Origin of the sequence: Candidatus Chlorohelix allophototropha (assembly GCF_030389965.1) — a bacterium.
GTDB classification, from domain to species: Bacteria; Chloroflexota; Chloroflexia; order Chloroheliales; family Chloroheliaceae; genus Chlorohelix; species Chlorohelix allophototropha.
Map to the genome: position 1 here is coordinate 1177725 of NZ_CP128400.1, position 14978 is coordinate 1192702.

Annotated in this window: 15 protein-coding genes; 8 read left to right on the forward strand and 7 right to left on the reverse strand. The window is 46.9% G+C overall.

Annotated elements, in window-relative coordinates; all coding sequences use genetic code 11:
• The first annotated feature begins 100 nt into the window (after positions 1-100).
• On the forward strand, positions 101-1456 hold the full coding sequence (locus OZ401_RS17680) for a fumarylacetoacetate hydrolase family protein (RefSeq protein WP_341471774.1): 1356 nt from the start codon (positions 101-103) through the stop codon (positions 1454-1456).
• A 1-nt stretch (position 1457) separates the two neighbouring features.
• Here the strand turns inward: OZ401_RS17680 and OZ401_RS17685 are convergent, their stop codons facing one another.
• Positions 1458-2513 carry a ferritin-like domain-containing protein gene (locus OZ401_RS17685; protein ID WP_341471775.1) on the reverse strand — a complete coding sequence of 352 codons (1056 nt, stop codon included), beginning with the start codon at positions 2511-2513 and terminating at the stop codon, positions 1458-1460.
• Between the two features lie 234 nt (positions 2514-2747).
• Here OZ401_RS17685 and OZ401_RS17690 point away from each other — a divergent pair, with 234 nt between their 5' ends.
• Genes OZ401_RS17690 through OZ401_RS17705 form a run of 4 tightly spaced genes read left to right on the forward strand, consistent with a single transcriptional unit; the run spans position 2748 to position 5824 of the window.
• Complete coding sequence (locus tag OZ401_RS17690; RefSeq protein ID WP_341471776.1) at positions 2748-3746, forward strand: ABC transporter ATP-binding protein; 999 nt, start codon at positions 2748-2750, stop codon at positions 3744-3746.
• The gene (locus OZ401_RS17695; RefSeq protein WP_341471777.1) at positions 3733-4686 is read left to right on the forward strand and encodes an ABC transporter permease; all 954 of its coding nucleotides are present in this window, start codon (positions 3733-3735) and stop codon (positions 4684-4686) included. Before OZ401_RS17690 ends, OZ401_RS17695 begins: the two co-directional genes overlap by 14 nt.
• 32 nt (positions 4687-4718) lie before the next feature.
• Positions 4719-4853: a hypothetical protein gene (locus OZ401_RS17700; protein ID WP_341471778.1), complete on the forward strand. Its 135-nt coding sequence runs from the start codon at positions 4719-4721 to the stop codon at positions 4851-4853.
• Between the two features lie 17 nt (positions 4854-4870).
• The gene (locus OZ401_RS17705) at positions 4871-5824 is read left to right on the forward strand and encodes a cyclase family protein (protein ID WP_341471779.1); all 954 of its coding nucleotides are present in this window, start codon (positions 4871-4873) and stop codon (positions 5822-5824) included.
• Between the two features lie 9 nt (positions 5825-5833).
• Here OZ401_RS17705 and OZ401_RS17710 read toward each other — a convergent pair whose 3' ends face one another.
• Positions 5834-7474 carry a mucoidy inhibitor MuiA family protein gene (locus tag OZ401_RS17710; RefSeq protein ID WP_341471780.1) on the reverse strand — a complete coding sequence of 547 codons (1641 nt, stop codon included), beginning with the start codon at positions 7472-7474 and terminating at the stop codon, positions 5834-5836.
• Between the two features lie 12 nt (positions 7475-7486).
• The gene (locus tag OZ401_RS17715; RefSeq protein ID WP_341471782.1) at positions 7487-8647 is read right to left on the reverse strand and encodes a glycosyltransferase; all 1161 of its coding nucleotides are present in this window, start codon (positions 8645-8647) and stop codon (positions 7487-7489) included.
• A gap of 128 nt (positions 8648-8775) precedes the next feature.
• On the opposite strand from OZ401_RS17715, the gene OZ401_RS17720 reads away from it, so the two are divergent.
• Complete coding sequence (locus tag OZ401_RS17720) at positions 8776-10473, forward strand: TolB-like translocation protein (RefSeq protein ID WP_341471783.1); 1698 nt, start codon at positions 8776-8778, stop codon at positions 10471-10473.
• A 95-nt stretch (positions 10474-10568) separates the two neighbouring features.
• Here the strand turns inward: OZ401_RS17720 and OZ401_RS17725 are convergent, their stop codons facing one another.
• Positions 10569-11207, reverse strand: a complete 639-nt coding sequence (locus OZ401_RS17725) for a Maf family protein (protein WP_341471784.1) — start codon at positions 11205-11207, stop codon at positions 10569-10571.
• Positions 11208-11394: 187 nt separating this feature from the next.
• Here OZ401_RS17725 and OZ401_RS17730 point away from each other — a divergent pair, with 187 nt between their 5' ends.
• Positions 11395-11961: a hypothetical protein gene (locus OZ401_RS17730; protein WP_341471785.1), complete on the forward strand. Its 567-nt coding sequence runs from the start codon at positions 11395-11397 to the stop codon at positions 11959-11961.
• A 19-nt stretch (positions 11962-11980) separates the two neighbouring features.
• Here OZ401_RS17730 and OZ401_RS17735 read toward each other — a convergent pair whose 3' ends face one another.
• The gene (locus OZ401_RS17735) at positions 11981-12547 is read right to left on the reverse strand and encodes an acyltransferase (RefSeq protein ID WP_341471786.1); all 567 of its coding nucleotides are present in this window, start codon (positions 12545-12547) and stop codon (positions 11981-11983) included.
• A 379-nt stretch (positions 12548-12926) separates the two neighbouring features.
• Here OZ401_RS17735 and OZ401_RS17740 point away from each other — a divergent pair, with 379 nt between their 5' ends.
• Positions 12927-13682 carry a Type 1 glutamine amidotransferase-like domain-containing protein gene (locus tag OZ401_RS17740; RefSeq protein ID WP_341471787.1) on the forward strand — a complete coding sequence of 252 codons (756 nt, stop codon included), beginning with the start codon at positions 12927-12929 and terminating at the stop codon, positions 13680-13682.
• A gap of 6 nt (positions 13683-13688) precedes the next feature.
• Here the strand turns inward: OZ401_RS17740 and OZ401_RS17745 are convergent, their stop codons facing one another.
• Together OZ401_RS17745 and OZ401_RS17750 are read right to left on the reverse strand one after the other, a co-directional pair.
• Positions 13689-14588, reverse strand: a complete 900-nt coding sequence (locus OZ401_RS17745) for a phosphoglyceromutase (RefSeq protein ID WP_341471788.1) — start codon at positions 14586-14588, stop codon at positions 13689-13691.
• Positions 14589-14602: 14 nt separating this feature from the next.
• Entirely contained in the window at positions 14603-14968 is a 366-nt protein-coding gene (locus OZ401_RS17750; protein ID WP_341471789.1) for a response regulator transcription factor, read from the reverse strand.
• Positions 14969-14978: the final 10 nt, after the last annotated feature.

Below are 14978 nucleotides of genomic sequence, written 5' to 3' on the forward strand. Positions count from 1 at the left end.
TTATTTTCTTGACACCGTTCGTTGCGAGTGTTAAATTTGCCTGCGTTAGCCAGCCTTTCCAACAGGTATTCATAAAAGTAAAATAGAGCGAGGATATAGAATGCGCTACCTGACCTATCGGCGGAGCGGTATTAACCGTCTCGGTTCTTTGCAACAGGGCTATATTGTAGATGTAGAGCAAGTTGCCGGAGTTGGCGATTTACTGTCTTTGATAAAAGGCGGGATTGCTTTGTGGGACACGGTTGCTGAGAAACTAAAGTCCGCAAATCTGGCTGAGTTAAAGGCAAAGGGCGCGGCGGTACTCTATCACGAAGGTCTGGTGTCTGCACCTTATACTAACCCGCCAAAAAATGTCATCTGCCTCGGTCGCAATTACTACAAGCATTATTTGGAAGGAGCAGTTGCGCGTGGTGAGAGTGGAGAAAAGCCCCCCGAAGCGCCTATCTATTTCACCAAACCGCCTACCAGCATAACAGGCGCTTTTGACCCCATCCCGCTTGATTATGAGATAACCCAGAAGTACGATTGGGAAGTAGAATTTGGGGTGATTATCGGGGTAGGCGGCAAGAAAATAGCCCAAGAAAATGCCCTTAAGCATGTTTTCGGCTACACTATAATTAATGACCTGAGCGCCAGAGACGTGCAATACAAACACCAGCAATGGTTTAAGGGAAAAGGTTTGGATGGCAGTTGCCCAATTGGTCCGTTTGTTGTAACCCCCGATGAACTGCCCGAATCGTTGCATGTACCTATCAGCCTCAAGGTTAATGGCATTATCAAACAGGAGGCTAACACCGGACAGTTGATGTTCGATATTCCTACTATCATTGCCGACCTTTCGACAACTATGACGCTTGAACCGGGCGATATTATTTCTACCGGGACACCGGATGGCGTGGGTAACTTCCGCAACCCGCCCGAATACTTAGCACATCGGGATGTGATGGAGACCATTATTGAGGGCATTGGCACGATGCGCCACCTGATTGCTTCCCCTGAGCGGGTGGCATTGGTAGCAGCTTTTGACAGGGCGCGGGACGAATTACTCCAGACTTTAAGTCTGGTACAACCCCAACATTATGACCTTGCCACTGTCAATCCGGATTGGTCGGTAAAAGAATTGGTGGCGCATCTGGCAGGTGGTATTACCTTTGCCGCGACCGCCATTCAGCGCCATCTCGATGGTACTCTTGTAGCCGGAATCCAAGCCATGAATGAGCGCAATGCCAGTCAGGTACAGGAACGCGCCGTAAAGAGTTTGCAAGAATTGGTGGATGAACTGGTAAAATCACACTATCAGGTTGCAGATTTATATCTTTCGCTGACTGACGAGCAAACTCAAACTACGTCAACTATGTCCAGTGGCGCAAAGGTTACTATTCATGAGCGGTTGCAGCGCTATACTAACCACTATCGAGAACATAGCGCGGAAATCATTCAGGTTATAAAAGCTTAAACTACACAGGCAAGCCTAATTCCCGGTATTTGGGCTTAACTCGTTCGCTGAATAGTCCGGTTCTATCTAGATTCGTGGCGAGGTGGTTGTAAAAAGTATCGTGCTGGAACTCTATCATTGCGCTGCTGTTATAAACTTTATGCTCAAATTCGGCGCGGGTTAGTCCGGTACGCCCTTGCGACATCTCCCAGTATTTATTTAACTGGCTGCGGAATCCGCCTCGTTCTCGTCCGAAAAAGAGAGTGCGACAAAGGCTGTAGGCGTAATCTTCCAGTTCTTGCCGCTCATCCACCAGCATATCGCGTACTTCTTCGGCAATACTTTCAATGCCAAAACCTACATGCCGCCCCTCATCCTGCATCACAAAATCGAGTATTTGCAATAAACAGGGGTCGAGTGTAGCTCGCTTTACATAACTAAAGACACCCATCGCATAGCCTTCTATCAAGATGAGCATACCGATGGCTTTCTTATACCAGTTAGCCGTGCCAAGCAAACTATCAATGATGAACTTGATATTAACATCGGGCGGTACTACTTTGAGGCTATCCAGATAATGACGGAAAACCTCAGTATGGCGCGCCTCATCCATAACTTGGCTTGCCAGAAATAACTTCCCGTCCATATCGGGGCGCATATCCACCAGTTGCGCACAAATCAATAACGAACCTTGCTCACCATGCATTAGTTGGCTGATAATCCAACCTAAGTCGTAGCGATTCAGTTCCAGTGTTTCTTCCTCAGTCAGCACTTCGGTGAGTCCCATCGAAGCCGCTCCCCAATATTCATCTCGCATCAAGGGTTGGTCTGATGAGGTAATTTTATCCCACTCTATGTCGGTTTCCGGATTCCAACCTTTGAGTTTTGCTAGGTCATAGAGCTTGCGTCCTTTAGCGAAATCTGGTTCGTATTCCAGATTCCAAAGTGCGCTACTTGAACTAGGCGCATTCAGGCGGTTGGTTAACGAACCATTCGCCACATTTGCCACGAAATAACCGAACCTTCGCCCGGTTATTCGATAGACATCTTGCAAATATCCCAAACGTTCTTGCCACATATAAAATACCCTCCACTGCCGGGTTAATTTTAAACGCTCAGTTCGATGGTCTATAATGAGATGAGCTTTATTATACCCAAAAAATGTCCTACTGAATCGATCACAAAGTCTAAATTACAGCGATAACCGCGCTTAATTTGCGCTGAAGAAACTTCCACCAGCCGTAAGACGTTTAAAGAACGGATAACTTGAAGCGTAGATTCAATTGGATCAATACTAAAGGAGATGCAAGTTTTGCAAGCTCAATTTCTTAGTAGTGAACAGGTAGCCGCTCCCTCCGCCGTAATTCGAGTCAATAGCCTCACCAAGCGGTTTAAACGAACCATCGCTGTAGATAAAGCCACGCTGGAAGTACAGAAGGGCGATGTATTTGGTTTGCTCGGTCCCAATGGGGCGGGCAAAACCACGATAATCCGTATGTTGCTGGGGCTGATTAAGCCTACTGACGGCAATGCTGAGGTTTTTGGGCTAAATACTTTTCAGCAGCGAGTCGAAGTATCAAAGCGAGTTTCCGCCATAGTAGAATCTCCCGCGCTATACCCCGACCTAACTGGGCGTGATAACTTGCGGGCAATGGCGTTGGTAGCAGGGCTTTCCCACCCTGAAAAGAAAATTGATGAGGTGCTGGAGAAAATGGGTTTGGCGGCGCGGGCGAAAGAGCGTTTTTCGCGCTACTCGCTCGGCATGAAGCAACGCTTGTGCATAGCTTCTGCTCTGCTCACCGATCCCGATATTATCATACTGGATGAGCCAACTAACGGGCTTGACCCGGCAGGTATGGCTGAGATTCGTCAGTTGATTAAAGAGCTTGCTGCACAGGGTCGCACCGTATTTTTATCCAGCCATCTGTTGTTCGAGGTGCAACAGGTTTGTAACCGCGTGGCTATTATCCAGCGCGGGCAGATAATCGGGCAAGGTTTGGTGGAAGAACTACTTTCCGCCAACAGCGCGATATATATCCGGGTAAGTCAGGAAGAATGGGAAAAAGCTTGGTACACCTTGCAAGCAGCAGGCTACGCCGGGCAACTTAGGGCGGAGGGCTACCATTTGCTGGTAACAGCCCCCGCTACCGAAAGCGCAACCATAAACCGTGTGCTGGCAACTGCCGGGGTTTACGCCAGCGAGATAATGTCGCGTAGTCAAACCCTTGAGGAATATTATTTGAACCTAACCAGCTCTAATCAACTACCCGCCGTGAATATCTCAGGAGGTAACAACATTGGCAATCAATAATCTCTCAAGACCTTCTCTGATTAATTCGTATCGGCATGAGTTTTTTAAGGGTTCCAAGCTCAAATACTATCGCTATGTGTTATTGCTGCCCCCACTACTAACCGCTGTAATAATGCTGATACAAACGCTGGTGAAGGTATTTGGCAATCCAAAGTTGAGTCCCAGTAGCCTGACTAACCTTAATGATGTTTACGGGCTTGGCTTGGAAGGGAGCGTGGCTTTTGCCAGTGGCACCCTTACCCCGCTTTACGGGGTCTTCAGCCTGTTGTTAATCATCGGTTGTGCGCTGATGGTTTCGAACGAATATCGTTGGAACACCATGAAAGTTCTGGCAACCCGCCAACCTGATCGTATGCGGTTGGTATTGTCAAAGTGGTTTTTTTGTTTTACTTTTATTCTCTGTGCCACTGTATCTTTTATGCTTTGCTGGCTGCTTTATATTCCCTTTACCCGATACTTTTTTGACCAACCCTTTACTATTACTGCCAGCGATTGGGCAGACTTTGGGGGCGGTCTGAAATATTTCGCCCTGCAAGGTTTACTGGCTTTTATCTATTCTTCGCTGGCAATTGCGTTGACTTTCCAGTTTAAATCGGTGGTAGCGGGTATTATTGTCTATTTCGTGTATAACAGCATTGATGCCTCCTTGAGTTCGCTCAGTACTGTCGCAATTAACGAAAATTTCAATCCTGACGGAATATTTGGGATTTTGGCTGCGATTTTAAAATTCATAAATCCGTTTCTGCTCAATAGCAACTTTAACCGCATTATAATGCAGGAAACAACTTTCTTGGGTTCTACCACAGGTATGCCGATACCAAACGAGCAAATCGTAATCAGCAACCCAGTGTGGTGGGCATGGATTATGCTGGCTATTTATCTTTTTATTTTCACCGCGCTGGCGGTTTACTTTTTTAGCAGACGTGATATCACCGAATAAACCATCTTCGAGGAGGAAGATAAGCCATACGCATGATCGGTTTTTTTGATGGGGGAGCAAATCTGTACCCTGATAGCTTGGCGTTTATCGACGGGGATAAGCAATATACTTTCCGTCAGATTCAAACTTGGGAACGTTTCTGGAGCGGTCGAGAGCGCAACATTTAGCCTAAGAAGGGACGATTATGCCGAAAAATTTGCCATCTTTTGATGAACTTCCAGCAGTAGTAGGCAAACCGCCCCGCTCTGCATGGGGGCTTTGGGGTGATGAAGATGAACTCGGCACGCTTAATTTGCTTACTTCCGAACGTGTGGTAGAAGCGGCAAAACTGGTTCGTAGCGGTGACGTTTTTGCCCTGAACTGGGAACTGGAATTGCCCGATCCGCCCTTCTTTGGTCGCGAGAAGTTGCGCCATCAGATTAAACACAAACGTGCGTGGGTTAATGACGATGTGTACCACGATTTTAATACGCAATCGTCCACCCAGTGGGATAGTCCTAGCCATTACGGCAACCCTCACTATCATGGCTATTACAACGGGGTGCAAGAGGAACAGATTACCGGGCAAGCGGGGACACGTAACGGAATACAGGTGATGGCGCGAAAGGGTATTGCCGGGCGCGGCGTTCTGGTGGATTTCCGACGCTGGGCTACAAAGCATGATATTCACTATAACCCGGGCGAACGCTACGAAATATCTTTAGGGGCTTTGCAAGCGGCTGCCTCCGAACAAGGGGTGACATTTCAGACGGGCGATATATTGTTGGTGCGCTCTGGCTTTATCGAGTGGTATCTGGGCTTGAGCTATGAACAGCGCGTGACGGTGGCGCAAATGCCCCCTACTGCGGTAGGAGTAGCACAGGGCGAGGATACGTTGCGCTTCTTGTGGGACAATCACTTTGCGGCGGTAGGCGGCGATACACTTGCTTTCGAGGCATATCCACGCCACGAAATACACGGTTTCATGCATGAAACCATTATAGGGCTTTGGGGCATGCCAATCGGTGAAATGTTTTTCCTTGAGAAATTGGCAGAGGCTTGCGCCGCCGATGGGTTTTACGAGTTTTTCTTTACCTCTGCACCGCTCAACAAATTGGGAGGTATTGCTTCGCCTCCCAACGCGCTGGCAATCAAATAATGGATGAGTTTAGACGCTCAAGCCTGTAACATTCAAATCTGTGGGATGCTCAACCGTGAATTGGTAGCTCACTTCGCGTTTGGCTTGCGGTTGCAGAGCCAAAACCCATTCCAGCACGCCCATTTCACCGGGTTGGATTTGCGGGGTGGCTTTAATCAGACGCACCTTGATTTGCTCGTTGCGGCTGACCGGAATTTGTTCAGTTAGGCGCAAGGTCGTTTCCTGTTCGCGCAAATTGGTTATGCTGATGCGGTATCCAAAAGTGGTACGACGCTGTCCGCCGATGAACTTCTTATCCACTTCGCGCTCTACCAACTCACGCTCAATTTTCAGGCCTTCGTCAATACCCAGATTGAGCTTGAATTCCTGACCGGGTGCGATATTTTCCAGCATGGTTGTGCCTACGAAAGTATTCTCGCGGAAGATGTTGGCTTTACCGGGTAGTAAGGTAACGCCCACTGCTCGATTGGTAACTGTTGCTTGTAGATAGGCGAAGCTGACCAACTTGGGAATACTGATAAATTCGATACGAGCAGGGAAATCTTCGTTGAAAATGGTGGTTTTGTGCGGTGCGCCATCTGAAGGGATGTTACTATCCCGTTCGAGTCGGAAGGTCACTACGCCCCCCTCGCTGGCAACTTCTGCGGAGACACTTGCCGCCTTAAATTCGGGCAAAGGTTCTGCCAAATCTGCAAATGCATATGCGCCTGTCGACTCTTCAGAAAATTGCTTGGGTGATGGCGCAGCCATAACCATTGCTTGGGGAGCCATTGCCTGAAAGGTGCGTGGTGGGCTTGGGCGATAGCTATCGAGATACCACGGGCTGAGGCGAGGTGGGAGTGTTCCCAATGCGGGTTTGGCGGTAGAAAGGGTAAGCCGCACCCCCTGCCACTCTTCGCCGCTGCTCTGCTGCACTTCGGCAAGGTAACTCAGATTTACTTTATCTCCGGCGTTGCTGACTCGTAAATCGTATAGCGGTGTCCATCCGGCGCGACTGACCATATACGAGACTTCTAGTTCAAACTCGCCTTCGCCCGCCGTCTCAATTGAAACTACAAGTTTGTAGCTCTCACGCGCACGGGGAATACTAATTCGGTTTATCTCCGCTCGTAATACTTCGATTTGTTTATCCAGTTCCCGGTTAGCCAATTCCTCTTTTTGCAGGGTAGCTTCATAGCCAGTGCGTTGCTCTCCTATGAAACCTAGCAAATTGCGCACTTCCTCCAATCCAACCCGGCTACGCGCTAGTCCTTTGGAAAATTCTTCGACGGTGTGTTGGCTAAGGTTTTCAACAAAGCTGCGTTGCATTTCCAGAGTATCGAGCCTGCTCTGAGTTTCCTGCTTGCGAGTTTCCAGTTCCTCGAGGCGGTGGGTTAATTCGGCAAGTTTTGCACCTACAGGCTCGGTGGTATAGGCATATTCGCTGCGTACTCCGAGCAAGCGTACTGCTACTGTTCCCGTTCCGCCTGCTCGGAATGATTCGGTTTGAATGGTGCTGGGCAGATCGCTTACTACCAACTCTTTTTCGCTACCGCTCAGGCTCACCTTGCCACGCCGTGTTACCAACGCTTGGGAGGTGTAAACGGTCACTTCAGAGATGCGCGTTTCTACCGATTTGATGGACTCTACGGCTTCGTTGGATTCAGACATCAAATCCCTCCTTTAATGCATTTCAGGGGAATAAACCCTGCCTTTCCACTGAACACCACGTTTTCTCCAGCGCACCGAATTAATTCCGATAATAACCATATAAATTATTGAGAGGGGATGCAGGATAATATCAAGTACTCTGAAACCGAATCGCAATGACACCCCAAATCGGATAATCCAGGTCATTAATATTTGCGCGATTGGCAGCCATAACCACTCTACGGATGCCGGTTGCCCCGTGACCCAACCTGCCAACAGCCAGAAATATGGTCCTATATACGCCAAAATATTTAATAGCAGGAAAAGTCCTAACCACCGAACTTTATAGTTAAAAAAGGCGAAAAGATTTTTACTAAAGCCCTGCCATACTTCAAAGATGTTGCGATACATCCGACAGGAGACTGAATCGGTACCATCCGGTAATATAACTTTGTATCCGGCTTGCTTGATTCGTCGTGCCATGATGACATCTTCCAGCACGATATTTTTTACCGCCGCATGTCCGCCGATTTGCTCATAAACATTCCGGGTAAAGAACATATATTGACCGTTGGCGGCGCTGATTGAAGGGCGTGGACTACGACTCACCATCCAGGTAGGTAATAACCCAATCAGGTACATCATCATTAGCGGGATTGCCAGACGCTCGGCTAATGAATCAGTTTCCTGTCGTGGGAAAATGCTTAGAAAATCCGCCTCGTTTTTTTCAAGCGCCGAAATTGCGCTGGAAACTGAGCGTACTCCGTGAACAGTATCTGCATCGGTGAAAAGCAGATAATCCCCTTCGGCATAATGATAAAGCTGGTAACATGCCCAGTTTTTGCCAAGCCACCCTTCCGGTAATTCCTGCCCACTAACAAGACGTAAACGGTGAGAAAAATCTTCACGGGCAATGCTCTCAAGGATTGCTACGGTAGCATCATCGCTGCCGTCATCCAGCACAATAATTTCAAGGTTGGGATAATCCTGATTCAGCAAAGAGCGAATACAACGCGCAATATTTCCGGCTTCATTTCGCGCTGGAACCAACACCGAAATCAGCGCAGCATCCGCTGCCGAAAAACGTCTGTTGTAGCCGTAAGAACCCAGCGCACGTAAGGTAAAGAAGTTTACCACCAACACCAATAGCATATATACTATAGGCGCTGTGACGATGATTTGGTAGAGTAACAAATGTATCTCCCGGTTATCAGCAGGTTTTAATTGTCTAACCTACTACCCTCTAGACAGAGTATTGTATAATGTCAGATAGACATAACTAAAAAACCGTAATTATACAACCTCGCTAAGGATTAATCATAGTGAAACCACCGAAAAGAGTCAAACTTGCCATCTGGACGGTGCTATGGGCGACTGTAGCCGGTTTAGTGCTGAGCGCTTGTGGCTCCGAGCTACCAACGCCCCCTCCGGTTACTCCGATAGAACGTCAAATGCCGAATGTTTCACCGATAATTCCACCCACCAAACCGTCGCTGATTACCGCTCAACCCGCCTTACCAGTAACGACAACATCTAGTGCAATAAAGCCCGCGAATCCTACCCCTATTGAGAATCGGGCAAGCGGTTCCTCTGAAGACAGTCAGGGATTCGGGCAAATTCAACCAACGTTGCTGGCTACCGCGCAAATGGGCTATTTGCAAGCGGGCGATCTTTGGGTTTCAGACGAACGTGGCGGTAATCGAAGGCAGTTAACCCAGAGCGGCACTATTACTGCTGATAAGGTTTACTGGTCGCCTTTGCATGATAAGGTAGCGGTGATGGACTTGCGCGATGGCTTAGCTCTGTTCGACCTAGCGGGTCGCAAACTTTCGCTATACCGCCCCGATCCACTATCTCAAACTTTGAATACTGCGGCATGGTCGCCGGATGGGCGTTACCTCGCTTTTGATATGATAGTAGCCACTCGCCCGTCTAATGGCAATTTGCCCCAATCGCTTACTACCGATGGGGAAATTTATCTGATTGATACCCAACTGCCCGTTGCAAATTCACCCCGCCTTGATGGAACTAGCCAGCAGATTCCTCCGCAGCGTCTTGCCAGTGGTTTCGGTTTTGCATGGTCACCGGATGGGCGGCAGTTAGCCTATGCTACCCACGCACGTCGCCTTGAGGTGGTTGAGTATGTACCCTTGCAAAGTTCTGCTACCACCTCGCCAACTGGAGCTACTACCAAATCTAGCTTGCCCGCCGGAACGCCGGACGTAACTACCACTCCGGTCAAGTCTATTTCGCAAGTAAACGCTACACCATTTCCAATTATCAAGCCTCAGCGTTCGGCTACCCCTGAAACCCGCACTTCACCAACCGCGAATCCCTATTACAATGCCCCTCGCATGTTGGTGCCCTATGATAACGCTTTGGCGATTATGAGTATCGCGGATCGGCGCGAGAATATACTATTCTACAGCAATCAGTTACCGCCTTACCCTGCCAACGATGGGGCAGCTTATCCAACCGGGGGCAGCGCCGTACAGTATATCAACTGGTCGAGTGATGGGCGCAACCTAACTTTTGCAGATAGGTTTTCCTATGTAGGGGTAGCAAGCGTTGCCGGTGGTATTCCCCGCATGCTCTACGGTCAACCGCGCGGTTTTGCTCTGGAGAAAACACTGTGGTTGCCCGGCGCAAATAACGCGCTGCTGCTAATCTGGCAAAACATTCCCGGCGAGGAACGAGAATTGGCAGGTGTTCTGACTGCTCCCGGTGTAATCGGTTCGGCTATCAGCGATAAAATGAACTGCGCGGCGCTATCACCAACCGGGCAGCAACTGGCTTACTGGGATAGTAACGATACTATGATTATCAAATTGGACGGCTCAACTCTTGGCACTGTAGCAGGGGGTAGTTGTCCCGCTTGGTCGGCGGATGGTTCATTTATTGCCACTTCTCGGCGCGGTTCGGATGGTTCGGTGGTGGTGGTAAGCCCTAGTGGTCAAATTATGCGCCAGTTTTTGGGAACTCGCGCCGTAGAACAGGTCTTTTGGTTTGTGCCAAGTTGATTTCGGTTTCAGAACGGTTTTCAGGCAAGGGGCTTAAGCCCCTTGTTTTGGTACATTTTTCTTTCTACTGTTCTAAGCGAAAGTTCTGATTAATTTCAAAACTTTCTGAGCTGCTCTATAAGCGGACCTAAAGGCAATCCTACTACATTGTAATAATCACCCCGTACCGCTGCGATTAACGCGCCTCCGTAGCCCTGTATCGCGTATGCGCCCGCTTTATCTGCCGGTTCACCAGTTGCTACATACCAGTTTATCTCAGCGGCGCTTATATTACGAAATTCTACCTCACTCACAGTATGGCTTACCTCTTGACGCTCTATTCCTTTTTGTCGGTTCATAGTGATTACGGCAAATCCGGTGATTACCAGATGAGTTCGCCCACTCAAGCTTTCCAGAAAATTCCCGGCTTGTGCTGCATCGCGCGGTTTGCCAAAAACTACATTATCCAATACTACAATAGTATCGGCACCGATAACCAGTATATCTCTGCCAGCCTCTTCATTTTTTTCAAACCAGAGTTTTCCGCCGGCAATTGCTTTAGATAATGCCAACCGTTTTACGTAGTCTAGATAATCTTCGTCTTGGTGCAAGGCTTCATCTACTTCAGAGACTATGATGTGAAAATTATCGGCTGGAAGCAACCTGCTCAGAAGTTCACGGCGGCGCGGAGAACCACTTGCGAGTATAACTTGAACTTTATCGAATATATTGATTTCAGGATATTTTCCGGTCAATGCTTTCTCCATCTTCTTAAAAAAGTAATTATTTGTGCAAAAAGTGAATTCCACGTTACGGCAGCAAGTATTGACATATGTTATTCTAGCAATCGTTGACCAAACTGAATATTCGCATTAGTGAGTAAACACGAAAAGATACTTTTTTACAACTAATAACGTGATTGTCTTAGAAGAGAGGTTGCCAATGGCAGTACAGCCATGGGAAGTTTCTGAATCTGCTAATTTACATAATGAATCGGAAGTGGAAAAGGGTTTTCATTGGAGCATGCGCTTGATGTCGTTGTTAAGTTTGCTTACACTGGCGATTTATACCTACGTGTTGATTGATTGTAAACGTGCAGGGCGTATTAATGCCTCTAGACGTTTAAGTGATAAACGGCGTTTCACACTATCCGCGATTGCTTTCGGTATGGATTTAGCTATATCCGCCTATTTTGGGGCAATAACTCCAAAACTGATCAAGGTGGGTGGCTTAACCTACGATGTGAAAAACACCCCTCGTCCTTTGTTTTGGTTCTTTGCTATAACCGGACTTGTGCCAACTGCTTCGATGAGTCTGACTGTACTTGGAGCAAGGCGTTGGCATTTGCGGATACGAGAACGCAAGGGCTGGTTGATCTTCCATGCTACCGTAGCGTTGGTAGCTTATGTTTTCTGGTGGCTCGCTTGCTTACCGGTTTTCTTTATTTCGATTGTAGGGGAGAAAAGAGCATTGAAACTGGCTAAGCGTTGGGGAATGATTAAAGCTTAGCTAGTTTGATAAAGTGCGACTAAAAATTATATTGCTTGCCGCAACCCGCACAAATCCAGATGGCTTCCTCTTTGAGGACTAGTGTTCGGTTACACTGACAAATATAACCTCCTAGAGTGGCAGGATTGCCTTGAAAAAAGGCATAATCGGGTATATTTTGAGTGACAACCGAACCTGCCTCTACAATTGAATATGCTCCAATTACTACACCGGGCGTAATAATTGTGCCTGTTCCTATAGCGGCTCCCACCTTAACTAAGGTTGGTTGATTATTATTATTGGTTTTTCCTAATAGAATTTTTTTACCGTTGCTGAAGCAAACGTGCGGTCCGATATGTACATCATTCTCAATAATAACTTCAAGAAAAATTGAAGTGCGATTCTGAATTTTGACATTATCGCCAATCAGAACCTTATGATCTATAAAAACGCCTTTACCGATAACACAATTATTGCCAATGGCAACCCCTGAGTTTATTTGGCATTGGTGCCAAATTTGGGTTCCTATACCGATAAATGCTTCATCTGAAACTTCAGCAGTTTCGTGGATTGCAGTTTTTATTTTGTATTGATTATCTAGTAACATAGATAGAGCGTTCAACTAATAATACCTTGACCTATGATAAAATTTGCTTATAGCTTAGTTTGATTTTAGCAAGCAATGGTTATAGTTAAGTTACAGTCGCCTGAAAGGCTGTTACAATTTGTTTATTTGCAGTAAGGCTAATTCTAGTCTACAAATAACGTATATTTTGAGACATTTCTTAAAAAACGCCCTAATCTTTATTAGTACGATTCTAAAGATTAACCTCGTATAAAATCTACCTGCTAGAAACGTTGTGGAAGGATGAATCGGGAAATTCTCCATGTTGCCAATATATGACAATTCCTGCGATAATAGGGTAATTAAATTTGAACTCTATGAACAGTTCCTTGCTGTAGCTGATTAAAAACAAGAGAGAAAGATGGAAACTGGTATGACTGCAGGTGCGTTAGCGCTGGTTGGGTCTGGGGAATATTTGCCCGTGATGGAAGAAACCGACCGATTTTTGCTTAATACTTTGGGTAATCCCCAAAAAGCTAAGGTTGTTTTAATTCCTACTGCTAGTGGTCTTGAAGCCGGAATGCCAGCCCGTTGGTCTCAGTTGGGCGTAGAGCATTTCGTAAAAATAGGGGCTAAAGTTGAGCCTGCTATGATTATCAAACGCGAAGATACTACCCGACCGGAAATTTTACATAAACTCCGTGATGCCGATTTCTATTATTTTTCCGGCGGCAACCCGATGTATTTAGTGGATACCCTGCTGGATACACCTGCATGGGAAATTATATTAGACCGACATCGCCAAGGGGCAGTGTTGGCAGGTTGTAGCGCTGGAGCGATGGCGTTTGGAGGTTTCACTCTCAATATGCGCTCTGCTTTTAAGGGACAATCACCGGAATGGATGAATGCGCTCAACGTAGAACCCTCGTTGGTTACATATCCCCACTTTGATCGCTTGCATAGTTTTGTTAATCCTACGCTTTTTACAGCTATTATTTCTAATGCACCTCTCGGAGTGTTGCAACTTGGCATAGATGAAGATACCGCTTTGGTACGTAGTCGCAAAGATAATGGCTGGGAGTGGTCTGTAATGGGCAGGCAAAGTGTCACTCTTTTTCGGGGTAAAGATAACCAGCAGATCTTCAGAAGTGGCGAAACTCTCAATTTGGAGATTTAAACTCGTTCATTCACCCAATAATTCGATAATTTTAGGCGTTAATCCGGTAATATCTTTTACAGCACGGAACTTACCTGCATCAGGTCCCACTACCAATAGCGGCACGGGGTTATAGGTATGCCCTTTAGTCGATAAATCCTCAACATTACCATGATCGCTTGTTACTAATAATGTGGTATCGCCGGAAAGATTTTGAATAACACTATTTAGAAATCGATCAATCAATTGCAATACGGAGAGCGATAACTCCATATTCTGACTATGCCCTGCAAAATCCGGTAGATAACATTCAAAAAGCGTAAGATTGTGGTTGCCTCCGATATTAGCCAGCCGTTTTCCTGCTTCGGTAGCCGCAATCGGGCTTATATGTACTTCTCGGTCTGGCATTCGCTCTCCGGTAATATCCCAGAAAACTGCTTCACCTCTTTCATAGTCTTCGGGCATACGAAAAGGCACTCCGGCAGTAAGCCCTACCAAAGTGCCAACCGAATAACGGATTCGGCGCTGTTCCACTGCCCGAAAATAGCCTTGAGAGTAGAGGTTGGCATGCGTAGGTTTTGCACCGATCGCTTTCGCCTGTTTAAAAATCCCGCTTTCTTCTATCAAAACTCGTAACGAACCATTGGCGAAGCCGGTCATATGTCTACCAAGATAAGCGGGTGCATTCTGTCCGGTGTATAGAGCGGCTTGTCCGGTAGCGCTTTGTGGTAAACCCGGTATCCCCAATTGAGCATCAATTGATTTGAACAGCAGATTGGTATAATCAGCTTCATAACCGCTTAGAGGTTTACTGCCTAACAAGCCATTTAAAAAAGGAGTTGCTTCTTTATGAGCAAGCGGATTTTCTGGTGAATCTGTTCCAAGACCCACCCCATCCAGAAAGAGGAATATAAAATTTTTTTGCACTTCTTTTATCCGGGCTAACCCGTCCCGGTAAGTTCTTTTACTTTAGCCACTAACTCACGGGGCGTGAAGGGTTTTACAATATAATCAGTTGCACCCGCGCTTAAGCCCTCACCGATTTCGTGGTGTTGCCCCTTGGCGGAGAGGAAAAGTACAGGGGTATTGGTAGTGGCTGGTTCGGAGCGTAAACGGCGGCAAACTTCATAACCATCCATATAAGGCATCATAACGTCCAAAAGAATCAAATTAGGATTGTGTAGCTTTGCCATTTCTATCGCTTGTTTGCCATCTACGGCTTCCACAATTTCAAAGCCCGCTCTCTCCAACGTAAAACTGATCAAGCGCCTTATATCTTTCTCGTCTTCTGCGATAAGAACCTTCATTGAATACTCC

Coding starts and splice junctions, on each gene's coding strand:
- OZ401_RS17705 (WP_341471779.1), top strand. CDS start 4,871: ATGCCGAAAAATTTGCCATCTTTTGATGAACTTCCAGCAGTAGTAGGC.
- OZ401_RS17680 (WP_341471774.1), top strand. CDS start 101: ATGCGCTACCTGACCTATCGGCGGAGCGGTATTAACCGTCTCGGTTCT.
- OZ401_RS17710 (WP_341471780.1), bottom strand. CDS start 7,474: ATGTCTGAATCCAACGAAGCCGTAGAGTCCATCAAATCGGTAGAAACG.
- OZ401_RS17730 (WP_341471785.1), top strand. CDS start 11,395: ATGGCAGTACAGCCATGGGAAGTTTCTGAATCTGCTAATTTACATAAT.
- OZ401_RS17700 (WP_341471778.1), top strand. CDS start 4,719: ATGATCGGTTTTTTTGATGGGGGAGCAAATCTGTACCCTGATAGCTTG.
- OZ401_RS17740 (WP_341471787.1), top strand. CDS start 12,927: ATGGAAACTGGTATGACTGCAGGTGCGTTAGCGCTGGTTGGGTCTGGG.
- OZ401_RS17735 (WP_341471786.1), bottom strand. CDS start 12,547: ATGTTACTAGATAATCAATACAAAATAAAAACTGCAATCCACGAAACT.
- OZ401_RS17685 (WP_341471775.1), bottom strand. CDS start 2,513: ATGTGGCAAGAACGTTTGGGATATTTGCAAGATGTCTATCGAATAACC.
- OZ401_RS17750 (WP_341471789.1), bottom strand. CDS start 14,968: ATGAAGGTTCTTATCGCAGAAGACGAGAAAGATATAAGGCGCTTGATC.